16 protein-coding genes are annotated in these 23057 nt (G+C 44.0%); 2 read left to right on the top strand and 14 right to left on the bottom strand.

Features of this window, described 5'->3' with window-relative positions; all coding sequences use genetic code 11:
* Nucleotides 1-64: 64 nt before the first annotated feature.
* The 7 genes from BMX95_RS26065 to BMX95_RS26035 all read right to left on the bottom strand — a co-directional run bounded on the left by BMX95_RS26065 (nucleotide 65) and on the right by BMX95_RS26035 (nucleotide 9306).
* Nucleotides 65-2089 (bottom strand): alpha-amylase family protein, encoded by a 2025-nt coding sequence (locus BMX95_RS26065; protein ID WP_081198123.1) that lies wholly within the window; start codon nucleotides 2087-2089, stop codon nucleotides 65-67.
* 39 nt (nucleotides 2090-2128) lie between these two features.
* Complete coding sequence (locus tag BMX95_RS26060) at nucleotides 2129-3715, bottom strand: solute:sodium symporter family transporter (protein WP_081198124.1); 1587 nt, start codon at nucleotides 3713-3715, stop codon at nucleotides 2129-2131.
* A gap of 14 nt (nucleotides 3716-3729) precedes the next feature.
* The gene (locus tag BMX95_RS26055; protein ID WP_081198125.1) at nucleotides 3730-4746 is read right to left on the bottom strand and encodes a GntR family transcriptional regulator; all 1017 of its coding nucleotides are present in this window, start codon (nucleotides 4744-4746) and stop codon (nucleotides 3730-3732) included.
* Nucleotides 4747-4908: 162 nt separating this feature from the next.
* Nucleotides 4909-5322: a hypothetical protein gene (locus tag BMX95_RS26050; RefSeq protein ID WP_081198126.1), complete on the bottom strand. Its 414-nt coding sequence runs from the start codon at nucleotides 5320-5322 to the stop codon at nucleotides 4909-4911.
* 15 nt (nucleotides 5323-5337) lie between these two features.
* A complete protein-coding gene (locus BMX95_RS26045; RefSeq protein ID WP_081198127.1) occupies nucleotides 5338-6927 on the bottom strand; it encodes an MFS transporter in 1590 nt (529 codons plus the stop codon).
* Nucleotides 6920-7984 (bottom strand): HlyD family secretion protein, encoded by a 1065-nt coding sequence (locus BMX95_RS26040; RefSeq protein WP_081198128.1) that lies wholly within the window; start codon nucleotides 7982-7984, stop codon nucleotides 6920-6922. The genes BMX95_RS26045 and BMX95_RS26040 overlap by 8 nt, the downstream gene beginning before the upstream one ends.
* Before the next feature lie 2 nt (nucleotides 7985-7986).
* Nucleotides 7987-9306: a TolC family protein gene (locus BMX95_RS26035; protein ID WP_081198129.1), complete on the bottom strand. Its 1320-nt coding sequence runs from the start codon at nucleotides 9304-9306 to the stop codon at nucleotides 7987-7989.
* A gap of 204 nt (nucleotides 9307-9510) precedes the next feature.
* Here BMX95_RS26035 and BMX95_RS26030 point away from each other — a divergent pair, with 204 nt between their 5' ends.
* A complete protein-coding gene (locus BMX95_RS26030; protein ID WP_242673012.1) occupies nucleotides 9511-10209 on the top strand; it encodes an AraC family transcriptional regulator in 699 nt (232 codons plus the stop codon).
* A 282-nt stretch (nucleotides 10210-10491) separates the two neighbouring features.
* On the opposite strand, the gene BMX95_RS26025 is transcribed toward BMX95_RS26030, so the two are convergent.
* The 7 genes from BMX95_RS26025 to BMX95_RS25995 all read right to left on the bottom strand — a co-directional run bounded on the left by BMX95_RS26025 (nucleotide 10492) and on the right by BMX95_RS25995 (nucleotide 21008).
* Complete coding sequence (locus BMX95_RS26025) at nucleotides 10492-11418, bottom strand: phosphodiester glycosidase family protein (protein ID WP_081198131.1); 927 nt, start codon at nucleotides 11416-11418, stop codon at nucleotides 10492-10494.
* A 90-nt stretch (nucleotides 11419-11508) separates the two neighbouring features.
* Nucleotides 11509-13278, bottom strand: coding sequence for a RagB/SusD family nutrient uptake outer membrane protein (locus tag BMX95_RS26020; RefSeq protein ID WP_081198132.1), 1770 nt, complete (start codon nucleotides 13276-13278; stop codon nucleotides 11509-11511).
* Between the two features lie 18 nt (nucleotides 13279-13296).
* A complete protein-coding gene (locus BMX95_RS26015) occupies nucleotides 13297-16779 on the bottom strand; it encodes a SusC/RagA family TonB-linked outer membrane protein (protein WP_165758833.1) in 3483 nt (1160 codons plus the stop codon).
* Between the two features lie 165 nt (nucleotides 16780-16944).
* On the bottom strand, nucleotides 16945-18177 hold the full coding sequence (locus BMX95_RS26010) for a FecR family protein (RefSeq protein ID WP_081198134.1): 1233 nt from the start codon (nucleotides 18175-18177) through the stop codon (nucleotides 16945-16947).
* An 80-nt stretch (nucleotides 18178-18257) separates the two neighbouring features.
* Nucleotides 18258-18851, bottom strand: a complete 594-nt coding sequence (locus BMX95_RS26005) for an RNA polymerase sigma factor (protein WP_133053864.1) — start codon at nucleotides 18849-18851, stop codon at nucleotides 18258-18260.
* Between the two features lie 303 nt (nucleotides 18852-19154).
* The gene (locus BMX95_RS26000) at nucleotides 19155-20321 is read right to left on the bottom strand and encodes a FecR family protein (RefSeq protein WP_177193723.1); all 1167 of its coding nucleotides are present in this window, start codon (nucleotides 20319-20321) and stop codon (nucleotides 19155-19157) included.
* 132 nt (nucleotides 20322-20453) lie between these two features.
* Nucleotides 20454-21008 carry an RNA polymerase sigma factor gene (locus tag BMX95_RS25995; protein ID WP_081198137.1) on the bottom strand — a complete coding sequence of 185 codons (555 nt, stop codon included), beginning with the start codon at nucleotides 21006-21008 and terminating at the stop codon, nucleotides 20454-20456.
* Nucleotides 21009-21373: 365 nt separating this feature from the next.
* Between BMX95_RS25995 and BMX95_RS25990 the strand changes: the two genes are divergently transcribed.
* Nucleotides 21374-22918, top strand: a complete 1545-nt coding sequence (locus BMX95_RS25990; protein ID WP_081203640.1) for an IS1182 family transposase — start codon at nucleotides 21374-21376, stop codon at nucleotides 22916-22918.
* The last annotated feature ends 139 nt before the right edge of the window (nucleotides 22919-23057 follow it).

Raw genomic sequence — 23057 nt, 5'->3', positions numbered from 1 at the left:
GTACTATACTATCCTATACTACAAATATAAAGTTATTTTGATTCGGTCAATAAAATACCCGCATTTATTCTTTCCCTGTTTTATCAATGAGATAAAGCACTGCATCAGAAGGTGATACAGTTAATTCAATAGTATCAGACCACGTAGATCTGTTGCCGGAAAACAATTCTGTACTATAACACTTTGTTGACTGGCTCAAACCAATGCGTGTTAAAGGCAATGTATATTTGAAGGGAGTATTGCTATAATTAAACAGTGCCAGGTATGTTTTTGCGCCCACTTTTTTTACAAAAACATTTACGCCTTTGTTACCGGTATTGGCTTCAACAGGTCTGAAGCTTTTACCGTCTTTTATCACTTCGAGCAACTGCTTGTTCTGCAACAACTGCATGGCTCTGTTCGACCAGAGACCCTTTTCTGCATAATTGTCGCCCGTAATAAGTGTGCCCGTTACCAATGCAGAAGCAAGCCGTGCGCGGTTGGCGCCTTCGCTTTCTTTGTTGAACACCACATGGTCGGCATCTACATAATTATACAGGTGGCTTTGCCACCAGCCATAACCGGTGCTGTTCAAGGTATATTCAGTATTGTCAATGGCGCTGAAAGCGTCACAGGCAATACGGCGCATATGAACATAGCGGGCAGTAGCCATGGTCGGAGAAATGGCTGCATACACCAGCATGGTATTATCCAGTATGCTATCAACGTATCTCATACCAGTCTCATAAGCCTCCATACCTGTCGTTACAGTGGTATCATAGAAACGATCGCTTTCCAGGGCGGCATGTCCCAGGAAGTCGATCTTGATCATTTGAAACCCTAATTTTTTAAAGTGGTTCAGGCACCAGGCAATTCTTGCTTTGGTACCGGGATGCGTAGGATCGAGGGCCAGTGCACCATCCATATCAACTGGCAAGTTGTTCTGGCGGGTCCAGGCTTGTGCATAGCTGTAGGTGGAACCTTCCATTTTTCGATCGTACTTGCCCCAATCAACAAACGGCGCCCAGTAAATGCCGGGTTTGAACCCTTTGCTTTTGCAGTATGCGACAAATTCCTTTAGCTGGCTCACATCGCCATCTAATCCGCCTTTTACCAAATTATCCCAATAAGAATCCAGATCAATAAACAAACTGCTATCGGCGGTGCGAAAGCCTTTACAGGATTCACTAAAAAAATCAACCACATCTTTTGCCTTACTGAGTGTTAATTTGGTTTGTAATGCGCCCCAGCTGTTCCAGCCAATGGGTGTGGCCTTCCCCCATTCCTTATTACTCAGAGACTGAGTGGCCGCATATTCTTCTATACCATTTCGCCAATCATCATACATGCCGACCACTATCCAGGGTGAAGCACATTTGTTACCTCCGAACACAACCTTGCCATGCGCGATTTTATCATGCGTGATATTGTTATCAGCCAGACCGCCAAAAGCCGTCACCGTTACAGCATTTGGATCGCTGTTTTTTACCGTGATGCCGGTTTTCCATACATTTTGTCTATAAGAACCGATCACCAGTCCATGGTAATTATCATTATTATACAAAGCCGTTACTTCACTACTTGTAAAATTGGCTTGTTGAAAAGGTTGCGCAGTAAAGCGCGCCCACATATCATTGTCGAATGGCACGGACAACGCCCGATTATCACCTATTGAATTCATTACAATCCTGGCGCCTGCAAGCGGAGAAATATAATTGGCCCCTACCTGCTGCCCTTCTACAAAAAAACCAGTAAAAAAATAATTTCTATCCGGCCAAGCCCAAAAAAATTGCTTCATGTGCATGCCGTTATACTCCCATGCCACATTATGCCTTCCTCCTCTTGTTGAATTAGGTGTATAACTATATTTTCCAAGGCCCATTTCTTTACTGGTTAGTTCCTTTTCTCCTTTATAGGATGCATAAGCACCCGTAATAACCTGTTTGCCATTGAACCATACATCCCAGGTTCCAGTATTTAAATGGTATTTTATTACATTCACATCATTTTTTCCGAAGGGAATATTCACCAATGTATCCTTATCACCAAGGGCTGTTGCTGTCGTTACTTTCAAACACAAGCAGCACAACAAAAAGGGTATGAATCGCATGGTTGGGTAGTTTATGGTTGTTACTAAGTTTATTAAAGGTTACTGTGCTATACCTGCTTTGGAGAACAGGATAAAGGCGCCAGCCATCAGCATCAATAAGATCAAAAAGAACCAGTACCGGCTGGGCCAGGGTTTCAGATCTACCACCGCCTGGTTTTGTAAGGTGTAGGGCGTGGTCATAGGTTTCCATTTGGCCACTAACAACATCAGCACTACTGTTGCTACAAAAAGAATGGCCACCACATGTAAATAATGTAAGGGCAGATCAAATACCACCTGGCTCAATGTATAGGTGATGATAAAAAATACCAATCCCGTTGTGGCCGCCACTTCCGATACTTTTTTGGTTAGAAAGCCCACGATCATCACGGTGAACACCGGCACACTAAAAAAACTCGATACTTTCTGAATATAAGAATAGAACCCGCCATTAAAGCGGCTGATGAAGGGTGAAAAACACATGGCCACTGCAGTAATAGACAGCTGGAAAATGCGCGCCGCCTTTACCAGTTCGCGATCACCTGCCTGCCGGCGCCACTGTTTGTACAGGTTCATAATAAACAAGGTACCCGAGCTATTGAGCCCCGCATTAAAGGTGCTGATGGCTGCGCCAAAAACGACAGCCGCAATAAAGCCTGCAATTACAGGCGGCAATACATCACCAATTAATTTAGGAAATACCGTTGCCGTATTAGTCAGGTGCGGATACAAATGCACGGCAATTAAACCCGGCACATTCAGAAACAAAGGAGCCAGCAGTTTACCCAACGCGGCCAGTGAAATGCCTTTTTGGCCCTGCGATAAACTACGGGCGGCCAGCGCCTGTTGCATAATGTATTGTTCCATGCCCCAGTAGTACAGGTTTATCAAAAACATGCCGGTAAATAGTGTGCTGAATGGAATAGCATCATGCGGGCCGCCAATGGCATTGAGATGTTCTTTCTTCGAATCAAGCATGGTTTGTATTCCCTGCACCACACTCCCCTGCCCCAGGTAACGCAATCCAAAAGCAAGTAACAAAATGCCACCGACTACCAGGCCAGCTCCCTGCACCAGGTCAGAAATGGTGATGGCTTTAAATCCGCCCAATACCGTATAACAGCAACCGATAAGTCCAACCAGGATGACCAGCAGCCAGATGGCGGCAAAATAGGAAATGCCCAATGCGGCATCTACATGAAATATGCCATTGAGCGCCACCGCGCTTCCGTATAATACAGTTGGTATTAAACTCACCACATAACTGGCCAGAAAGAAAATACTTACAAACTTTTTTAACCGGGGACCAAATCGTTGTCCTAAAAAATCGGGTGTGGTAACGGCGCCCATTTTCAAATACACCGGGAGGAAAAATTCTGCTACAATGATCATAGCTAATATGGAGCTCATGCCCCAGGCCATTACCGACATATCGTTGGTAAACACGAACTCATTTTCCCCAATGAGCACATTGCAACTCATGTTGGTGAGGAAAAGCGAAAAACCTACCATCCAGAATCCAAGTGTGCGGTTGCCCATAAAATAGGCCGCCGTGGTATTCAGGCGTAGCTTCCTGGTGTTATAAATAGCTATAACTGCAACCAGGGCCAGGAACAGCAAAAAACAAATAAATCCAGTCAGGTTCATTGGCTATAAACTCATTACAGCGAATTGCGCCGGATAAGCACAGTTGGAATTATTTCCCGGATCTTATTTCGTGTCAATACAAAATTGGCCGCTTTCTCTGCCATCATTTTAAAATCGGCGGCATACGTGGTGATGCCATCAAAAATGAGCTCCTTCACCACTTCATCGTTGTGCGACAGTATGCCCACATCCCTGCCCGGCTTCAGCTTCTTCACTTTGCAGTCTTTCAACATACTCCACAGCTCGGTATTATTGATGGTAAAATGCACTTTGCCTTTCTCCAGGGAACCCGGAATGTATTCTGCCCTGATCTCATGTTTTATTTTATGCGCCTTTACAAACTGTTTAAAGGCATGCAGGATCTCTATGGGGGTATCTGCGGCCGGGCGATGGTAATAGATCATGCCATCATACTTCTTAATGGTCTCAGCCAACTCTTCAAAAACCCGGTAGGTGGAGTTTTCAAACTCCTGGGCTATATAGGAATAATCGCCTTCCATTTTTTCGTAGCGGTCGATCATCAGGAATCTGTCAAGCGGCAGTGTTTCCAGAATACTGGCTGTTCGTTTATGCGGTATGGGCGCTACCACGTACAACCCATAACGTCCGCGGATGCCTTGAATGGTACTTTCCAGTACGTCGATATTATTGTGGTGAAAGAACACATCAATAGTAACCCCACTGCCCAGCTTAGACCGGAACACTTTATAAAAGGTTTCCTGGAAAGCGTCAAAAGCGAATAATACCAGGGCTACTTTCAGGTGCTGTTTTACATCGCAGTTGGATACATAAAAACCTACGCGGTTCTTCGATTCCACCACGCCGCGCTGTACCAGGTCTTTGTAGGCTTTGGCAATGGTTTCCCGGGCAAACCCAAATTCATTGATGAGGTTGTTTACGGAAGGTAAAATATCGCCCTGGGCGAGCGACTTGTTCTGGATGGCGTTGAGAATACCGTTCACGAGCTGATCGTGTTTCGACAACCCACTCACTCCCTCCATTTCGTAGATCTCTTTAAATACATCGTTCATAATGGCAAAGCTTAATTGTGATCGCCTGTGCGTCCATCTGTCCTATTCTATTCTATTAACCAAATGTAGGGGAAAAATTGGAGAAGGCAAAAGCCTAAAGGTTAAAGCCCAAAGCTGTATTTTCTTTAGCCTTTAACCCTTAGGCTTTAAGCCTGTATTTGTTTATTGCTGGTCCCATTTCCCGGTAAGTGTCACCTTCATATCGGCATTCCCCACCTCCATTTCCAACGGGAAAATAATTTTATAATCCTTCATATTCAGTTTGGCTGTACCGATAAGCCCGGTGGAGTCGCCCCAGAGTTGCACATAACAGGGTTGGCTGTATAACTTTAATTGAAATGCCGGGTTAACCAATAGGGTGGCTGGCAGCGGCAGGCTGGCCGGGTAACCAGCAGTTTCTCCGATCACCTTTTGCGAATCGACCCCATCGAGCAACCTGACCCGCAACAGCTCCCGTGTATATTGTAATGGCCGGTGCGCCAAAAGCGTCACTGATTTTATTTTAAAATCCTGCCCTTTTTTATTGCAACTGATCAACGTCAGCACCAGGGCTATGATTGTTATTATATGTTTCATGTATTTCATTTTAAGTTATGCCGGTGACAATCTGCGCGACCGCAGGTAAACCACCGTTTTATTGAGTGATGGGAAGATGGCTATCAGCAACAACACCGCTATCAGCATCAATGCCATCCATTCATAATAATCCATGGCAAAGCGGATCTGTCCCTGTTTGTTCACTGCATCTATCAGTAATTTACTACCACCTTTTATCGCTCGTTTATGTGCCACACCATGGTGTAATAATTTACCGGCGCGGGCGGTCAATCCATGTAAGGCAGCAGGGTCTACTTTGGTTAGATGGTCCTGGAATGCATTGTAGTGCCGGCTTTTGCTGTACAACTCGCAATAATTGATAAGGGCGGCGCTTACACAAAAACCCAGGTATCCGGTGGCCAGACAAATAGATGAAGCAGATGGCCCCAATGCACCCGGTACCGATGACACGGCATATACAATGGTGGGCACCATGATCAAACCTACTCCCAGCCCCTGTATAAACAACGGCCCATAAAAGTTATTTTCATTGGCCTCGCTGTTAAAAAGAAACCACATGCTGATATGGAACGCCAGCAGCAACAGGAACCCGGGGATCCAGATAAAGCGAATGTTCTTTTTCTGCAGGATCAAAGCGCAGGAAATAACAACGCCTGTTATCAGTCCGATCAGGTTCATGGTATTTACATAACTGATGTGCATGGGATCTAATCGCAACACACCACCGAAAAAGTTATTGATGATATTGATGGCAAAGCGGCAGATGAAAAGGATAAACAGCAGGAAGATACTCATCCGGAAATTCTGAAAGGAGAAAATACCCGGCTGCACATACGGCCGTTTCATACTTTTTACCCGCAATACATACAACAGCGTGGCACCCATCATGGCCAGCACACTGAACAGGATACGGGGATCTTCGAGCCAGTAATATTCCTGTCCGTAAATACACACATAGGCCAGCAGCACCAGTATGAGTGCCCAGTACACAAAACTTTGCCAGTCGAGTTTATACAAGGGAAAGCGTACGTTCAACCGTACATTGTTCATGGTGATCATGAGTGCACACAAACAAGGGAGGTAAGAGAACAGGGCTATTTTATAAACCGTATTGAAATTAAACGTATCTATGAGGTCGGCAGTAACCAGGTTGATAAATGGCAGAATGCAGATGAGCATGCCAAAGAAAACCGAAAAACTGATCTCGCGGGCCCGCTCGGTACGCAGGCGGGTGAACATCAGTGATAAGGAAAGGTTCACCGTACTGCTGAACAACATCCCCTGAAAGAAGCGCACCGGAAACAGGATATACAATTCATCTGTATGGTAACAGATCACCGTTGTCGCAATTTCCAGCATGGTAAAGATGATAAAATATTCCTTTGCGGCGAGGTAGGTAAAGAACCTGCGCTCCAGGCTGTAAAACGCCACATATCCGGCATAAAATATTCCCACAGCAAATTGTATATCGGCAGGTTCGCTGCCATAAAACCCCGCTGCGGCATTGATATTGGCAAAGGGTAAAAAGAATAACACCATCGTAGGCAGGATCAGCGAGAACAGGATGATCTTTATTGCCCAGCCCGGCACCCATTGCCTGAAAATGGGAATACCACTAACCATGGTGTTGTTTTTTGGGCGAATACACATTCACATTCATACCTACTTTCAGCACATCGATCTCTTTGCGATTGCCCTCCACGCGAATACGCACCGGCACCCGTTGTACAATTTTTACATAGTTACCGGTTGAATTATCGGGTGGTAGTAAAGAAAAGCTGGAGCCCGTTGCAGGCGATAACGAAATAATAGTGCCTTTAAATGCTTTATTGGGAAATGCATCTGCCAGGATCTTTACGGTATCGCCGATGTGCATCTGCGCTATTTGCGTTTCTTTGAAATTCGCTACTACCCATTTGTCTGTTTCATTGTTCACAATAAAGGCCAGTACTTCGCCGGCATCGATCATTTGCCCAACCTCTACCGTACGGCGGCCCATTCTGCCGTCATAAGAGGCAGTGATCACGGTATAGTCCACATCGAGTTTGTTTCGTTCCAGCAATGCTTTGAGGCGGGTTATCTCGGCCAATACCACCGATTTTTCTGCCCGGATATCTTCGATTTTGGAAGCAGCGGCATTAAACGTTTCCTGCGAGGTTTGGTAATCACTGGTACTTACATCCAGTGCGGCCTGTATATCTTCCAGTTTTTGTTTGGTTGCTGATTCTTCTTTGTACAATTCAGTATACCGTTCGTAATCGAGTTTTTGTTTCAACACTTTTGCCTCATTGGCCTTTATCTGTGCTTTCACCGCATCGGCATTCCGTTCCAGGGTATGGATATTGCTTTCCAGCACCTGCAGCTGGGCTTCCGATTTTTGAATAGCAGCGGCAGTTTGTGCCACCTGTAATTTATATTCGCGGTTATCTATTATAAGTAAGGTATCGCCTTTTTTAACCGGTTGGTTCTCCTCGAATTTTACGGCTACAATAAAACCGCCGGCCCTTGAAATAACAGGGTTCACATATTCCTGTACCTGTGCATCGTTGGTTTGTTCAAATTTATAATAGCCATACAAAGTGAAACCGCCCCACACGCCTAACCCCAGGATGGTAAGCACGGCGATCCAGCCTGTAACTTTTGTAATGATGCGGTCCGTGACCGTATACTTCTTTTTCATGGTTAAAGAACTCCGATTGTATTTTGTAGTAAGTAGAATTTATCCTGCGCCAAAATGCGGGCCGCGGCCAGTTCAAAGCGGCTGCGTAACAACTGAACATCTGCATCGAGCAGATCGGTGATCAGCGCCGTTTGTTTAAAATAGTTATTCTTTATGATGCGGGCATTTTCCTCAGCCTGGGCTACATTGTCTGTTGCCACCTGTATTTGCACCAGCGATTCTTTGTACCGCAAAAAAGCTTCCCATACCTGCTGGCGTACTTTATCTTCCGTATCATGGTGCATCATTTCTTCTTTTTCCAGTTCCAGTTTTGCCGCTCTTACTTTGTGTGTATTGTGATAAAGCTCAGACAGAGGCAGGGAAACTTTAATACCTGTTACACCCAATGAGTACCAGGCAGGGTTATAGGGGAACAAAAAGATCTGGGGATTGGCATAATAAAACTCACCATACATCCCAACCTTTGGCATTACATTCGACTTTACTTTTTTCAGGTTTGTTTTACTCAGCTCCGTTTGTTGTTCTGATATATGATACGTGAACGAATGTTCCAATGCTGTTGCCAGGTATTTATTGTAATCATCCTGTGCAATAGTGCCCGGCTCAAAAACAGCCGGTCGAATGATCCGGTTATCGGGCTCACCAATAATGATATTCAGTTTTTGCGTGGCAATAAGGATGTCATTCTCTATGGTCACCAGGGTCATCTTTCGTTTGGAGAGATCGAGCTCAACACGCAGTACATCGCTTTTAAGCACAGTGCCATTTTTCTGCAGCGCCCTGATCTCCTTTAGTTGTTTCTCCTGGTCGGCAATGTCGCTGGTGATGAGGTCGCGAAAAATGAGGGACTTCTGCAGATCGAGGTACAACGCGCTTGTTTTATACCGGATGTTTGATTTGGTTTCTTCATGCTTAATCTCAGCAATCCGTTGCAGCAGTTTGTTCTCCGCTATCTTCAGGTTTAACTTATTGCCATTATATATGTTCAGGTAGAAGTCTGTACCAAATTTGTACAGGGTATGAATCACCTCATGCTGTTGGGTAACAGGTGCAAAAATACCTTTCTCGTAAATGGCCAGGTTGGATGCTTTTTCAGCACTTCCGCTTACTCCTATTTCGGGGAAACGTTCCAGGCGGGTATCCTTTACTTCTTCATCCGCAATGTGCATGGCTTTATTGGTAACATCGATCTGGCGGCTATGGCCCTCGGCTTTTTGCCAGGCTTCTTCCAAACTCATGCGAAGTGTATCTGTTGGTTGTGCTACGGCTGCGTACTGCGCCATCAGTACGCTTGCGATAATCAGACGCTTATAGTAATACATAATTCGGGTGCAAAATTATAAGCCAGACCGATTTGTCATTTCACCTAAGTAGCCATTCTTTTCTTTATTCCGGCCAAAATGCTAATTTTGCATTTTTACCGGAAATCAATATAACCTATGGGTCTCATTGCCTCCCTTCCTGAAATTGACAAGCAAAAAGATGGGGTGTTCGTTATGCATGAGAAATCGGAAAAACTAATTCCCATGCACAAGCACACAAAGGGACAATTGAGTTACGTAGAGGGTGGACTGGCATATATCACTACTGAAAACCAAACCTATGTAGTGCCGGCCCGGCATTATTTCTGGATCCCCAAGGGAATGGCGCATGAGCTGGAAGTAGGCTCAACCGGCACCGTACTGCGTTCCCTTTATTATTATGCAACAGACGATCACACCAATGAATTCTATACCAAACTGGGCATTTATCCGGCCAGTGAGTTATTGATCCAAATGATCAATTATACGGAACGATGGGACGGCGGCCATGTGAATAGTAAAGCTGACAATTTTGAATTTCTGATAGCCTTAAAGAAGATGCTGCCTACACTTAATAAAGTATCTCTCCCCATCATGCTGCCCAAAACCAATCATGACGGCATGCAACGGATCATCCGGTATTTAGAAAAGAATGTAGGGAACAGACTGGTACTGGCGGAAGTGAGTAAGCAATTCGCCATGAGCGAACGCTCGTTGTCGCGGTTGTTTCAGTCAACCCTGCAAATGAGTTTTTTGCAGTATATAAAAACGTTGCGGATGATCACGGCCATTGAACTGATCCTGAAAACCAGTAAACCTATTTCTGATATTGCTTATGAGGTAGGTTATTCGGCGGTGGGTCCTTTCAGCGATGCGTTTTATGATTTTACATTGTCGAGGCCTTCTGATTTTAGGAAGAACTGATCTAAGGGCAAAAGGCAGAGGGCAGAGGGCAGAGATGGAAAGGCAATGGGCAATGGGCACTAGAAAAATGGCAGGTGGTAGAAAGAAAAGGCAGTAGGCAGTAGGCAGAAGGCAGAAGGCAGTAGAGGAACAGCTTGACACACGCTTCAGTACGCCGTCGCGGCAACGCCGTAAACATTATAACCATATAACCCGGAGGCCCTGAGGAAAAACCTCAAGGCCTTCTATTTACGTATTTTTTCTGCCCTCTGCCCTCTGCCTTCTGCCCTTCCATCCTTTCATTTATTGCGCCGTTATCACTATAGCATTGGCTACTTCGCGCTCGCCTGCGTGGTCCCATTTTTTATTATCAGATGGGTAGTTCACTACGCCTGCTTCCGGTTGTCCTTTTACGTACATGGTGGTAGAACCACCGCCGTCGAGGTTGATGGCATTGCGGCAGCCCAGCCATTTCATTAATTTCTGCAACTCAGGAATGCTAAAACCAGCCGCTTCTTTGGCACGTCCGTCCACTACCAGGAATACAATGGTTCCATCCTCTTTCTCGCCCATGGCTGTACGCGGATGACGGTCGTTACAAAATTTATCATTAGGGATAGTCATATCATCGCCATCCATGATCATCAACGGTCCGGTTGACAATACATCCCGGGCTTTAATGGTTTTCTCGGATTGCAGGTTTGATGAATCACCCATCACAATCCAAAAGTCGTTGCCATCAATAGCAATGGAACCCTGGTTATGTCTTTCTCTTACCGGCTTCTTACCAGGCATGTTGGGCGCAATGAGGGAATCGTTTTCCCGCAAATACACTTCAGAACGGTTGTGATCCAGTTTCGACCGTTCCAGTTTAGGCACGCCTTTCAGATCGGGGCGGTAATCAGGATCGGGGCCACGCATTTTAAAAAAAGAACCATTGATGGCCGCCAGCGCCTGCGCGGTCTGTCCTAATTGGGAGGTTTTTTCCAGTGAATCGGAATGCACAATGTGCATTTGAACACGCTTGTTATTGGGCGATACTTCAATAACATTTATCACCTGGTTGGCCTTGAACAACTCATTGTTTTCAATGTGTGTCGATTTCCAGTAAACGCCTTTTGCCAGTTTTTTACTCGTCCATTTTGCTTTTACAATGCGCAGGGAATCGGATTGCGCCTGTGCAATAACTCCTGTTAACAATAAGCCGGTAATTATAGAAAGTCCTTTCATCCAGGGATCAGTTTTTAATGTTGCTTATTTGGTTGGCATTCGCAAGATACACCAGAATTATAGCCATTTCCGCATTTGCAGGTTTTTGCATTACCAATCTTTATTTTGTTGCAGGTTGATATTAATATTCAATTCGGTTGGTGGAAGCGGATAAAAATATCGCCTGTCGTCCCACACCTTCTGGATGTTTGGCAACCATTGCAGGTTTCCGCTGGTACCATTGGCCAGACTGTAAGTGCCACCCTTTAATGCAATATAAGTTACACCGGTTACGCGGGTTTGCGGTGTTTCATCCACAATACATACATCGCCGGCGCCCTGTTTGCCATCATCCGACAGATCGAGGATCTGACCTTTTGCAGGTACATAAATCCCATCATAGGAGTTCAGCAGGTTCGATCCCAGGTGCCAGCGCATCAGGTCATCATAACGGAAACCAAATTCACCAACCAACTCTACACTTCTTTCCCGTCTTATTTCCAGCAACACCGGATCACTTACGTTGGGATAAAAGTTAGCATGTAAATAAGGATCGGCCACAGTTGGTAAACCGGTATTGGTGACCCCGGCCCTTGTGCGCAACGCGCCAATGGTCAGGTTCCAGTCGGCCAGTGATAAAGCGCCCAACTCGGCTTTGGCTTCGGCATAGTTCAGCAACACTTCCGCATACCGCATAATGGGAATGGAATTGAAATTTTGCGCTACCAGGTCCAGCGCTTTGTCGTCGGTTGAATATTTGAGGATCTGGTAACCGGTAGGCGTAACTACAAAATCAGGACCGCCATAGGTACCATCAGAACGTTTATAGGTGGGCGTGCGAATGGTTTGTTTCAAGCGTTTATCGCGGTTCTTTACTTCGTTCTGAAATTCAATGGTGGCAAAACCGGGATTGTCGGTAAAACGCGTACCATCGAGGTTCAAATAAATATTTACAAACCGTCTATTCAAACTCAATCTGTCACCGGCTGTTAACGCATTATACCAGTTATTGGCGCCATGCCATTTTTTAAGGGTGTTGTTGTATACCGCAGCCAACAATATTTCGTTCGGTAACGGGTTTTCATTGATGAACAACGACCGGTAATCGAGATCAGTATTATTTGTTTTTTGTAAACTGTATTTTCCGCTTGTGATCAGCTGATTGGCTGCCGCGGCCGCTTCCTGGTACCAGGTATTGACAGTAGACAGTAGTGTATCCCTGTATTTTCGAAAGCTGCCTTCGAACAAACATACGCGTGATTTGAAAGCCAACGCTACCGAATGGGTAACCTGGGTACAACCGGCATCTTTTGTGTCCTGGATGTTGGTGCAGGCAAAATTGAGATCAGCCAGCACAGAATCCATTACAAGTGTACGTGGGTCGCGGGGCTTATACAGGTCCGGGTCATTTGTTTCCATTACTTTACCATACCAGGGCACATCACCATAGGTTTTTACCAGATTGTAATAAAAGTAAGCCCTGAAGAAACGGGCAATACCGGTATAATGATTCCTGGCCGCTTCGGGAATGGAAGCATTGTTGTTGTGTTCAATAAAATAGTTCAGATTGCGCAGCTTTTCAAAATTCCAGGGATTGGCCGTTGCCTGAAAGGTAGCTGCACTTTGCGGAGAGAAACCCGATAACAAATAAGGCGGCACTTCTTTGCGCACCGTTTGATCGGAAGTCAACTCACTTTGATAAATAGCATTGGCATTCGGCAGCATCAGGTAAAAACCATTCACATACAGCTTCAGGTTGGCTTCACTTGAAAATGCCTGCTCGGGAGTCAGTTTATCTATCGGTTCTTTATCGAAGTATTTTTTACAGGAACACAATGCCGACAACAATGTGATACAAACAAGACTATATCTGAAATTCATGGTTTGTACAATTGAGGATTAGAAATTAATGTTAAGGCCAAAACTGTATGTCTTCTCCATAGGGTATGAGAAACCATCTCCCCCACCATCGTTGATCTCAGGATCTGACTTCTCGATCACTTCGGGATCGAAATTCTTTGTGATCTTGAACATGGGAGAGTACGTCCACAGGTTCTGACCGGTAAAATAAAACCGGATCGATTGCGCCTTTATCTTTTCAGCAATACCGGCAGGAAGTGTATACGTAAGCGTCACATTTTTCAATCGTACATAACTGGCGTTTTGCAAATACCTGGTTTGTGGAACAGCCAGCTCGCGGGTACCCGATAAGGCAACATACCCTCTATAACGTGGAAAATAAGCATTGGGATCAGGATTTGCTTCCGTCCAACGGTTCAAATTAAAAGTGGGCAACATGCTGTAAGGACGGTTGTATTGTCCCCAGAAAAAAGCAGCTTCCTGCGAAGGCATCCAATCTCTTTTCATTACGCCCTGGACAAATGCCGAGAAAGAAAAATTATTCCAGGAAACATTACCTGTAACGCCATAAGGCAAACGCGGGGTGGTATTACCAATTACATAACGGTCACCCGGGTCAGCGAGTGTATTCTTGCCTGCATCCACCACTTTGTCGCCATTGCGGTCAGCGAATTTTATATCGCCGGGCAACAGTTTGTTGCTATTGGAAACCTGGAAATAATTCTGTTTGGGGCTTGTAGCAATATCATCGGCATCTTTAAAAAAGCCCAGCGTTTGAAAGCCCATGATACTTCCCATTACATATCCATTGTAATAGGTAGTGTTCAAACCAGTGGGGTTATAGAATTTGGTGATAACCGATTTATAATCGCTCAGCGTTACGCGGATACCATAAGAAAGCGGCTTACTGCCACCGGTTTTATCCTGCCAGTTGAACGTCAATTCCCAGCCACGGGTTCTCATATTGGCATTGTTGCCATTGGGCGTAGCAGCGCCAAAGGTAGCTGGTAACGGCGGACCTGCCGTGATCATGTTGTTGGTATTGCGCTGATAGGCATCGAAGGTTACAGAAAGCCGGTTACGCAAAAGCGCCAGATCGATACCTACGTTGGCCATATTCACTTTTTCCCAGGTAATATTTTTAGGCGTTACATTAGGATTTTGCATCACATTAGGAAATATGCCGTTTTGTAATACGGTAGAAGTAGTGATACCAATAGCAGGTACAAACGAATACGGCGGTATATTCCCGTTACCCAGTGAACCATACGAACCACGAATCTTCAACAGATCGAGCCAGCCGGCAGTTCGTTCCATAAATTTTTCTCTGGAAATGATCCAGCCTGCTTCAGCCGAAGGGAAAAAGCCCCAGGCCTGGTCTGTAGGAAAACGGGAAGATCCGTCGTATCGGCCATTCAGTTCCAGCAAATATCTGTCGCGGAAAGCATAATTGATGCGCGAGAACAAACCGGCTGTAGCCCACTCATTGCCACCGCCCGTCAATACATAGTTGGTGCCTGTAGCCAGGTTCCAGTCTACGATGTTATCAACCAGCAAACCATCCCTTCTTGTTTTGCGGCTTCTGGTTGAAAACGATTCCTGGTTGCCACCTACCAGCACGGTGAGACTATGATCGCCAAACCGGTTGGTGTAATCGGCATACAGGTTCGAGATAAAGTTTTTCGACCGGTCATCATCTTCTTCCAGGTAGTTCAGTCCGCTATTGGTAATTACACCCGGTTTAATACTGTAATTGGTTGGAAAAAAGCGGCGCTGTTCGGTGGTAAAGGTGTTTATAAAAGTAAAGTCGCCTTTTATTTTAACGTGTTTGAATGGCAGCGCAGTAAAACCTACCATATTGCGATAGATATTGTCTTTAAGCTGCGAAAAACTTTTCTGCTGGTATAGGTCGCCTATGGAGTTGGAAGCGATATTGGTCAGGGTTCCGTCAGGGTTTAATAAAGGCGCCAGTGGATAACCCGATGCTGCCAGAACGCGCCATAAGGCGTTTACACCACCTATTGAAGTAAGCGGGTACTTATAATTGGTGCTGGTGTAATCGAGGTTGGCATTTACGGAAAAATGATCGGATACTTTTACATCGCCTTTTACCCGGAAGTTATAGCGATTGTATTTATCGGGGTTATACCGGAAAATACCATCCTGGTTATAATACCTGCCTGAAACGGCCAGTTTTACTTTATCGGTACCACCCGAGATGTTCAGTGAATGTTCTACTGAATTGTTACTGGGTTTGTACAAGGTTTTCATCCAGTCGGTACTGGCGTAATAGGCGTAATTGCCTGCTGCATCTATTCCCCAGTCAGGTAAAGAAGGATCTTCTGAATGTCTTTTCAAACTATCGAGGTACGCCGGCGAAAACAATAACTTACCGTCGATGTTCACCGGGTGTGTGGCATAGTCGCTCCAGGAATACATGGCCTCATCATAGTTGGTGGCCCAGGTGTACCCATCGTTCACCAGGTCGGGCGTTGTGGTGCGCCGGTTGTTGGAGAAGTTTGTTGAATAAGAGATTTGTGTTTTACCGTTCTTAGGTGTTTTGGTGGTGATCAGTACTACCCCAAATGCGGCTCTGGATCCATAGATGGCAGCAGAAGCCGCATCTTTCAAAATGGTTACGCTTTCAATATCCGCCGGGTTCAGGTTTTGCGGATCGCCGGTAACACCATCTATCAATACCAGGGCATTCTGGTTACTGCCAGCGCCAATGGAAGTATAACCACGTATATTATAAGACGAACCACGGATAGGTTTACCATCAGTGATCTTAATATTCAGGTTGGGCAGCACCCCTTGCAGTCCTTTGGTAACATTCGGGAGCGGTCGATCTTCGAAATACTCGCTGCCTACCTGGTCAATGGCACCCGTAAGATCGATCTTCTTCTGCGTGCCATACCCTACTACCACTACCGAGTTCAACGCATCCTGGCTGTCCTGCAGTTGAATAACCAGCACATCGCTGCCATCGGCAATCACTTCTTTGGTAGCATACCCAACGTATGAAATAACGATGGTTGCTTTTTTCTCCATATTGAATTGAAACTCGCCATTGGCATCTGTTTGAACGCCATTGGCGGTGCCTTTTACATGTACCGTAGCGCCTGCCAACGGACTGCCTTTCGCATTGGTGACCCGTCCCCTTACAGTGATGGCAGGCGGTTTTGTCGCTTGTGGCGGTAGGTTGTTTTTTACTGTTGCAGTGGCAACCGGCCGTGTCTTTATAACCAGCCGGGCATCTACAATTGACCAGGTAATATTGCCCGATCTAAAACACAAACCCAAGACGTCGTTCACCGGCATGTTTTTAACATCCAGGGTTATTTTACCGGCCTGGTTCAACAGTGCTTCATCAACCATTACGTTGAGCCCTGTTTGCCGTTGAATTTCCCTGAATAACGTCTTTACAGGGGCATCCTTGAGTTTTAGGGTAATGTTCTGGCCCTGTGTGTGGGCTGCCAGGTGTAAACAGGTTGTCAATAATAAAAGAATAGTTAGTTTCATAACCCGCATTAGTTTATGGGTATGAGATTCGGGCCGATAGCTACGGGCACGAAAAATTGACCTTAAATGCATAGCTTTGCAGTGTTAGGTTAAATAAATAATTCCTACAAGTGTTGTTTATTAACATAACTCCACCGTTCCGATGGCCGTCGGGACGGTTTTGTTTTATTGACTCACGATGAGCTTTTTTCCTTCTATTTTATAATTAATATTATTGTCTTGCAGCAATGCCAGTACATTTTTCAGCGTGCTGCTTCTTTGTACGATCGTAAAGAATTTCCTTTTTGTTACAGGCCCTTCATACACCACTTCTATATCGTACCAGCGGGCAAATTGCCTGAGAATTGCCGGCAGTTCAGCGCTCTCGAAGTGGAAGAACCCGTCTTTCCAGCCAATGACCTCCTCTATCTGAACCTGGACAGGTTGGGATAATTGGGATGATTGGGTAACCGATACCTGTTCGCCTGGCTTCAGGATGACTGACTGATCTTCTTCTTTTGCCTTTTCTTCTCTGCCCTCTGCTTCGCCCGCCGAAGCCTTGGCGTAGGCGGGCCTTCTGCCTACGCTTACGCTTCCTTCTACCAGTGTAGCACTTACACCACCTTCATCGCCATAAGCATTCACATTAAATTCCGTTCCCAGTGCTTTTACTTCCATGCCACTGGCTGATACAATAAATGGATGGGTTTTATCTTTTGCTACTTTTACAAACACTTCCCCAGTGATCTCTATACGCCTATCAGCGCCGGTAAAGGCAACAGGAAAGCGTACGGTTGAGGCGGAGTTCAGCCACACTTTGGAACCATCGGCCAGAGAAAAAGAATAGGTTTCGCCCCTGTTGGTGGTGATGGTGTTATAAATAATGGACTGGTCGCCGCCTTCGGGTTTGTACAATAGTTCTCCGGCCTTATTGATCACCGTGGTATTTCCCTGTTTTGCCAATTGACCCAGTGCTGCACTATCCAACGTTATATGGCTGCCGTCTGCCAGTGTCAATTGTGCCTTATAAGAACCAGGCGCCGCATCCTGCGCCAGTTCCTGTATCGCAGCAGGCGTTTCTTTTTTGTTATTATTGATAATAAACCAGGCAGCACCGGCAATTATAATTAATACGGCAGCAGCCGCAGCCAAACGTGGCCAGGCGATCCGTTTTACAGGTACTTCGGAAGTTTCTTCTTTTGCCAGGATATGTTTTAGCATGGCATCAGAAGCAGAGGCCGTTATCCAGTCACCATCGTTTTGATAGTGCTCCCAGGTTTCCGACATCAACTGCATGAACCTATTCTTATTATGGTCATCACTGATCAGATCGGCTAATTCTTTCCGTTCGTCCTGGCTGGCGGTTTTATTGAAATACCGTTGAAAGAGGTACTTCAATCTGGCTTCTTCAGATTGCATAACAATTAATTAATAATGGAATGGTTAATGATAGTTATAAATAAAGACGACGAAACAGATGAAAAATGGGGAACGCGCTTTTACATTTTTTTTAAAAAACTTATTACAAGGATAGAAAGCTCGCATACATGCGCCCGAATGAAACCGGTAATGGAATGAGTAGCAAGTTTCAAATGAGTTTTAACCGATTCGGTGGAGATCTTTAGTCTTGCAGCAATTTCTTTATAGGTAAGCCGCTCATGGCGGCTCAGGAGGTATATTTCTTTTCTGCGTGGCGGCAGTTGATCGATGGCCTGTTCAATGATGTCTACATGTACCCATTCACTTTCAGCATCGGAAGTGGCTGGTTCTTGTTGATTTTCTATTTCCCAAGCCTTTCTGCGTTGTTCTTCACGCAGCTGTTTTTTTAATGCATCATAAGCTTTGTTGCGGGCAACCACCAACAGAAAATGTTTGAAGTTATCTATCCCTGCCAGGGTTTCGCGTACGCGCCAGATGTTCAGGAATACATCCTGTACAATCTCCTCCGTTAATTCGCGTGATTCGGTAAGCCGGAAAATAAAACCTGCCAGCAATTGGTTCCATTGAGCAAATAAACGGGTGAAAGCCATTTCATCACCCATCGATACCAACTGCAGGATTTCTTTTTCGTTATAAGGAATATTTGTAGACAACAGCCGACATTATACGGGCGCAAGATTACAGAAAAATATAAAATGGGTATATTATGCTTAGGTTAGCTATTGAGAGACATCAACTTTACTGATTGCTTCAAAAATCTGTAGAACCATTGGCTTTATATTTAAAACCTGTCTGATAGGGTCACTTTGCCATTTTTTCAATGGCATACACTATTAGGTTTAACTATTACAGTATCGGGGTAATCTCAGCTGTGATGTACTTAAAAATGGATAAGGATCAAGGCAATGGTAAATGATCTGACAGCCTGGAACAATTTCAGCAGGTGATATTTTCTGCTATTTTGGTGAGATCACTAGCTTATTTCCCACCTTATTTATTTTTATTGGATTGGTTTTCTCTAATGCTATTATAAGTTTATCAATATTCAGGTTTCTTTCAAACTTGCCACTTGCCCGCACATTTTCAATTTCCGGCCCGTAAAATTTTACTTCACACCCATACCAATGCCCTATTTCGATCATCACCTCTTTTATAGGCATATTTTTAAAATAAAAGTCTTCCTTCCGCCAGGCAACAGCCTGATCGATATCGGGATTCTTCACTGTTTTAAACTTTCTTTTATTGACAGTTTGAACCTGTTCGCCCTGTTTTAACAGGATTGAATCAGAGCCCCGTTTCATAGTTATTTTCCCATTCAAAAGTGTGGTAGCAACTTCCTGGTTCTCATAGTTTCGAATATTAAACACCGTTCCCTCGGCTATTACTTCAATTTCATCTAAAGAAACCACAAAGGGAACTTTTTTATTGGTTGCTACAGTAAAAAAAGCTTCGCCGGTAAGGGCAACATTACGACTAGCCCTATTAAAGGGGGTAGAGGTGCGAAAAGTGGATTGAGCATTTAATTGTACTGCTGTGCCATCGGGAAGCCAGACAGAGACCTCCTTTTCTGCCGCAGTGACTACAGCATAATTTTCCCCGCCTGTTTTTTTAGAAGCCTGCTCTTTTAACTCGACTACTATACCGTCGTCCGTATTTCTTATAATAAAAGCAGCTACCTCGTACGGCATCACATTGGAAATCTTTTCAAGATTAACTTCAGTACCATCAGGCAGTTTAACATAGCTGTAGCTCTTTACAGGTAAATTAGAATTTTTAGATACCGGTATTAACAGCCATATACTAACATATATAATTGCTATAACAGCTGCTGCTATCCCAACCCACCCTATAACAGCGATTCGTTTATATAAAGGGATAACGGGCGGTAGTTGAAGAAAAGGTAATTTTGCTTCCAACCTTTCCTGCACCTTCTTCCTGTCGAAATAATATACTTGTTTCAAGTCATTGATAAACGCGTCTGGACCAGTCTGCTCTTCAAACTGTTGCTGCTTCATTGGAGAAGCCTTTATTTGGCGGTCTATTTCTTCCTTTTCCGCCGGGGTGATCTCGTTTCTCAAATATTTTCTCAAAAGTGCTGACCAGTTATTGTATCCCTCTTCCATAACTGTATATTTTACCATTAGATAAGGAGGTTTGATTAAATAGTAATCTATATGTGTATAACAACCTATTTAGAGTTATTACCGATAAAGTGGGAACTTTTTTTATTTTTTTAATAAGCTCCCCGCGGCCATCTATAAAAGTTTTTCCGTGTCGGGGCCAAACTTCTTTTGCAAAACCTTTAGTACCTGATTTTTGTAATTGTAAACCTGTCTTTCAGTAATTCCCTTTATGGCAGCAATCTCAATGGCAGTCTTCTTATCAAAATAGAATAATTCAAAGACTTCTTTCTTTAATGGTGGTTGTTGGTTGATTACCTGATAGATCTTATTCAACAGATTTCCGTATTCAATTTCCCGATTTGTAACGTCATCAATATTTGTACTGGTATCCTGTAATTGAGCGAACGAAAACGCATTTTTGTTGTTTCGGGCATCCTCCTTCAGAAAATTAAAGGCAGCATTCCGCGCTGATGTAAAAAGATACGCTTCCAGTTTTTGAATGGTATCAAACTGAATCTCTCTTTTGTGTACCTCAACAAAACAATCATTCACAATTTCGTATGCCTTCCCTTCATTACTAATTATCTTCATTATACAGAAAAATAACCGTGGAGAATACCTATCAAGTATTTCACGCCAGGCCTTTGGGTCTCTCTTATTGAACAGCGCTATTTGTCTAGTTGCCATGGGGGAGATTTCATTATACTAGTATAACAACGCTCCAGCAAATTTTACCTACAGAATTGGGAAATTATCTTAAAAGGGGAAGTGTGGGAAATACATCGTGATGCAAAAGCGGGCAATCAGGTGCGTTATGGATACACGCTATGGAAGAACGGAGTTATTACTTGCAGTAATGAGCACCAAATCTATGCAGCCAATAACACGCTTCAAAATTTATTTTTTTAAAATACATGAGGCTGTCTCAAAAGTAATTTGAGGCGGCCTTTTTTCATTTTCAGTTTTTAAGGCGTGTTTATCCACAAAAGCACTGTATAACTAAAGCTTCTTAGGGATTAGTAATAAGAACTGGTTTTGTTGTTTTTAAGGGTATGGCAAGAGGAAAAACATTATCGGTTGTATTTAAAAGCAACTTCCAGAACCAGGCGATGTTACTTCCGCCTGATTTAAATGAGATGATTGCAGCTAATCATCCAGTTCGGGTTGTAAACGAAGTGTTGGAGAAGGTGGATATAAGTGAGTTGATCAAACAGTACAAACCTGGTGGTACCAGCAGTTACCATCCCCGCATGCTGCTCAAAGTGCTGGTATATGGATATATCAATAACATTTACAGTAGCCGTAAAATTGAAGAAGCAGTATCACAGAATATAAACTTCATGTGGTTAGCGGGCATGAGCACCCCTGATCACAATACTATCAATCGCTTCCGCGGACAACGTCTTCAAAAAACTTTACAACCCATCTTTACTCAGGTTGTCTTATTGTTATGTGACGAAGGACTACTGAGTATCAAAGATTTATACACAGACGGTACTAAGATAGAAGCCAATGCCAACCGGTATACATTTGTATGGGGCAATACAATCAAACATAACAGGGAGAAAATAAAACAGCAATTAAATGAATTGTGGCAATATGCCAAGTCTGTTGCAGCCTCAGAATTAGATGATACAGATCCATCGGGCTTTGACAAAATAGATTCAGAAAGTGTTACCCGGACCGTAGATGCGATTAATGCTGCGCTTAAGGATAAGAAAATAGCCAAAGACAAAAGGCAAAAATTAAACTATGCAAAAAAGAACTGGCCAGCCAACCTGGATAAATATGAAGAGCAGGAAAAAACAATGGGTGAGCAAAGAAACAGTTATAGCAAAACAGATAAGGACGCCACCTTCATGCGCATGAAAGAAGACCATATGAAAAATGGCCAGTTAAAACCAGCCTATAACGTCCAGATCAGTACTAATAATCAATACATAGCCTCTTACAGTATCCATCAAAACACTACTGATACTAATACCCTGATTGACCATCTTAGCCAACACATAAGCAACTTCAAACAAAAGCCCAATAACGTTACCGCTGATGCAGGTTATGGAAGTGAAGAGAATTATCAATGGCTGGAAAAAAAGCGCATCACAGCTTATGTGAAGCACAACCAGTTTGACCGGATGCAGAATGAAACAATCCGTAATAAAACTCCATTTAGTATAGATAAGCTTATCTATGAAGAACAGAACAACCAATACCTTTGCCCAATAGGCGAACCAATGAAACATGTTGGTTGGACGATTGAAGAAACAAAAACAGGCTATCCAAAAGTGATAGATAAATATAAGGCTTCAAACTGTGAAGGCTGCTTTTTATATGGAACCTGTCACGGGCAAAAAGGTGATCGAATAATAGAGGTCAGCCTTAACAACCAACGCCTCAAAGAAAAAGCGGAAAAGCGATTAAAGAGTAAACGAGGCATCCAAAAACGCAAACAGCGTTGCTTCGACACAGAACCTGTGTTCGCAAATATTAAATATAATCATAATTTTAAACGCTTCATGCTACGAGGTAAAGAAAAGGTAGCAGTTGAAACCGGTTTACTGGCACTCGCACACAACTTAAGGAAGAAGGCGGCCTAAAAGCCCTTGAATCACTTCGAACTTTTTAAAAATATCTTCCGAAAACATCTACTTTAAGAAAATCTTACTTCAATTCTATTACGCTCTATACATCGCCATAAAACAGAAAAAAGGCGCCTCTTACTTTTGAGACGCCTTC

It is taken from the genome of Niastella yeongjuensis, assembly GCF_900110245.1.
In the GTDB taxonomy this organism is placed as follows: Bacteria; Bacteroidota; Bacteroidia; order Chitinophagales; family Chitinophagaceae; genus Niastella; species Niastella yeongjuensis.
This window is presented reverse-complemented; position numbering and strand designations above follow the sequence as displayed.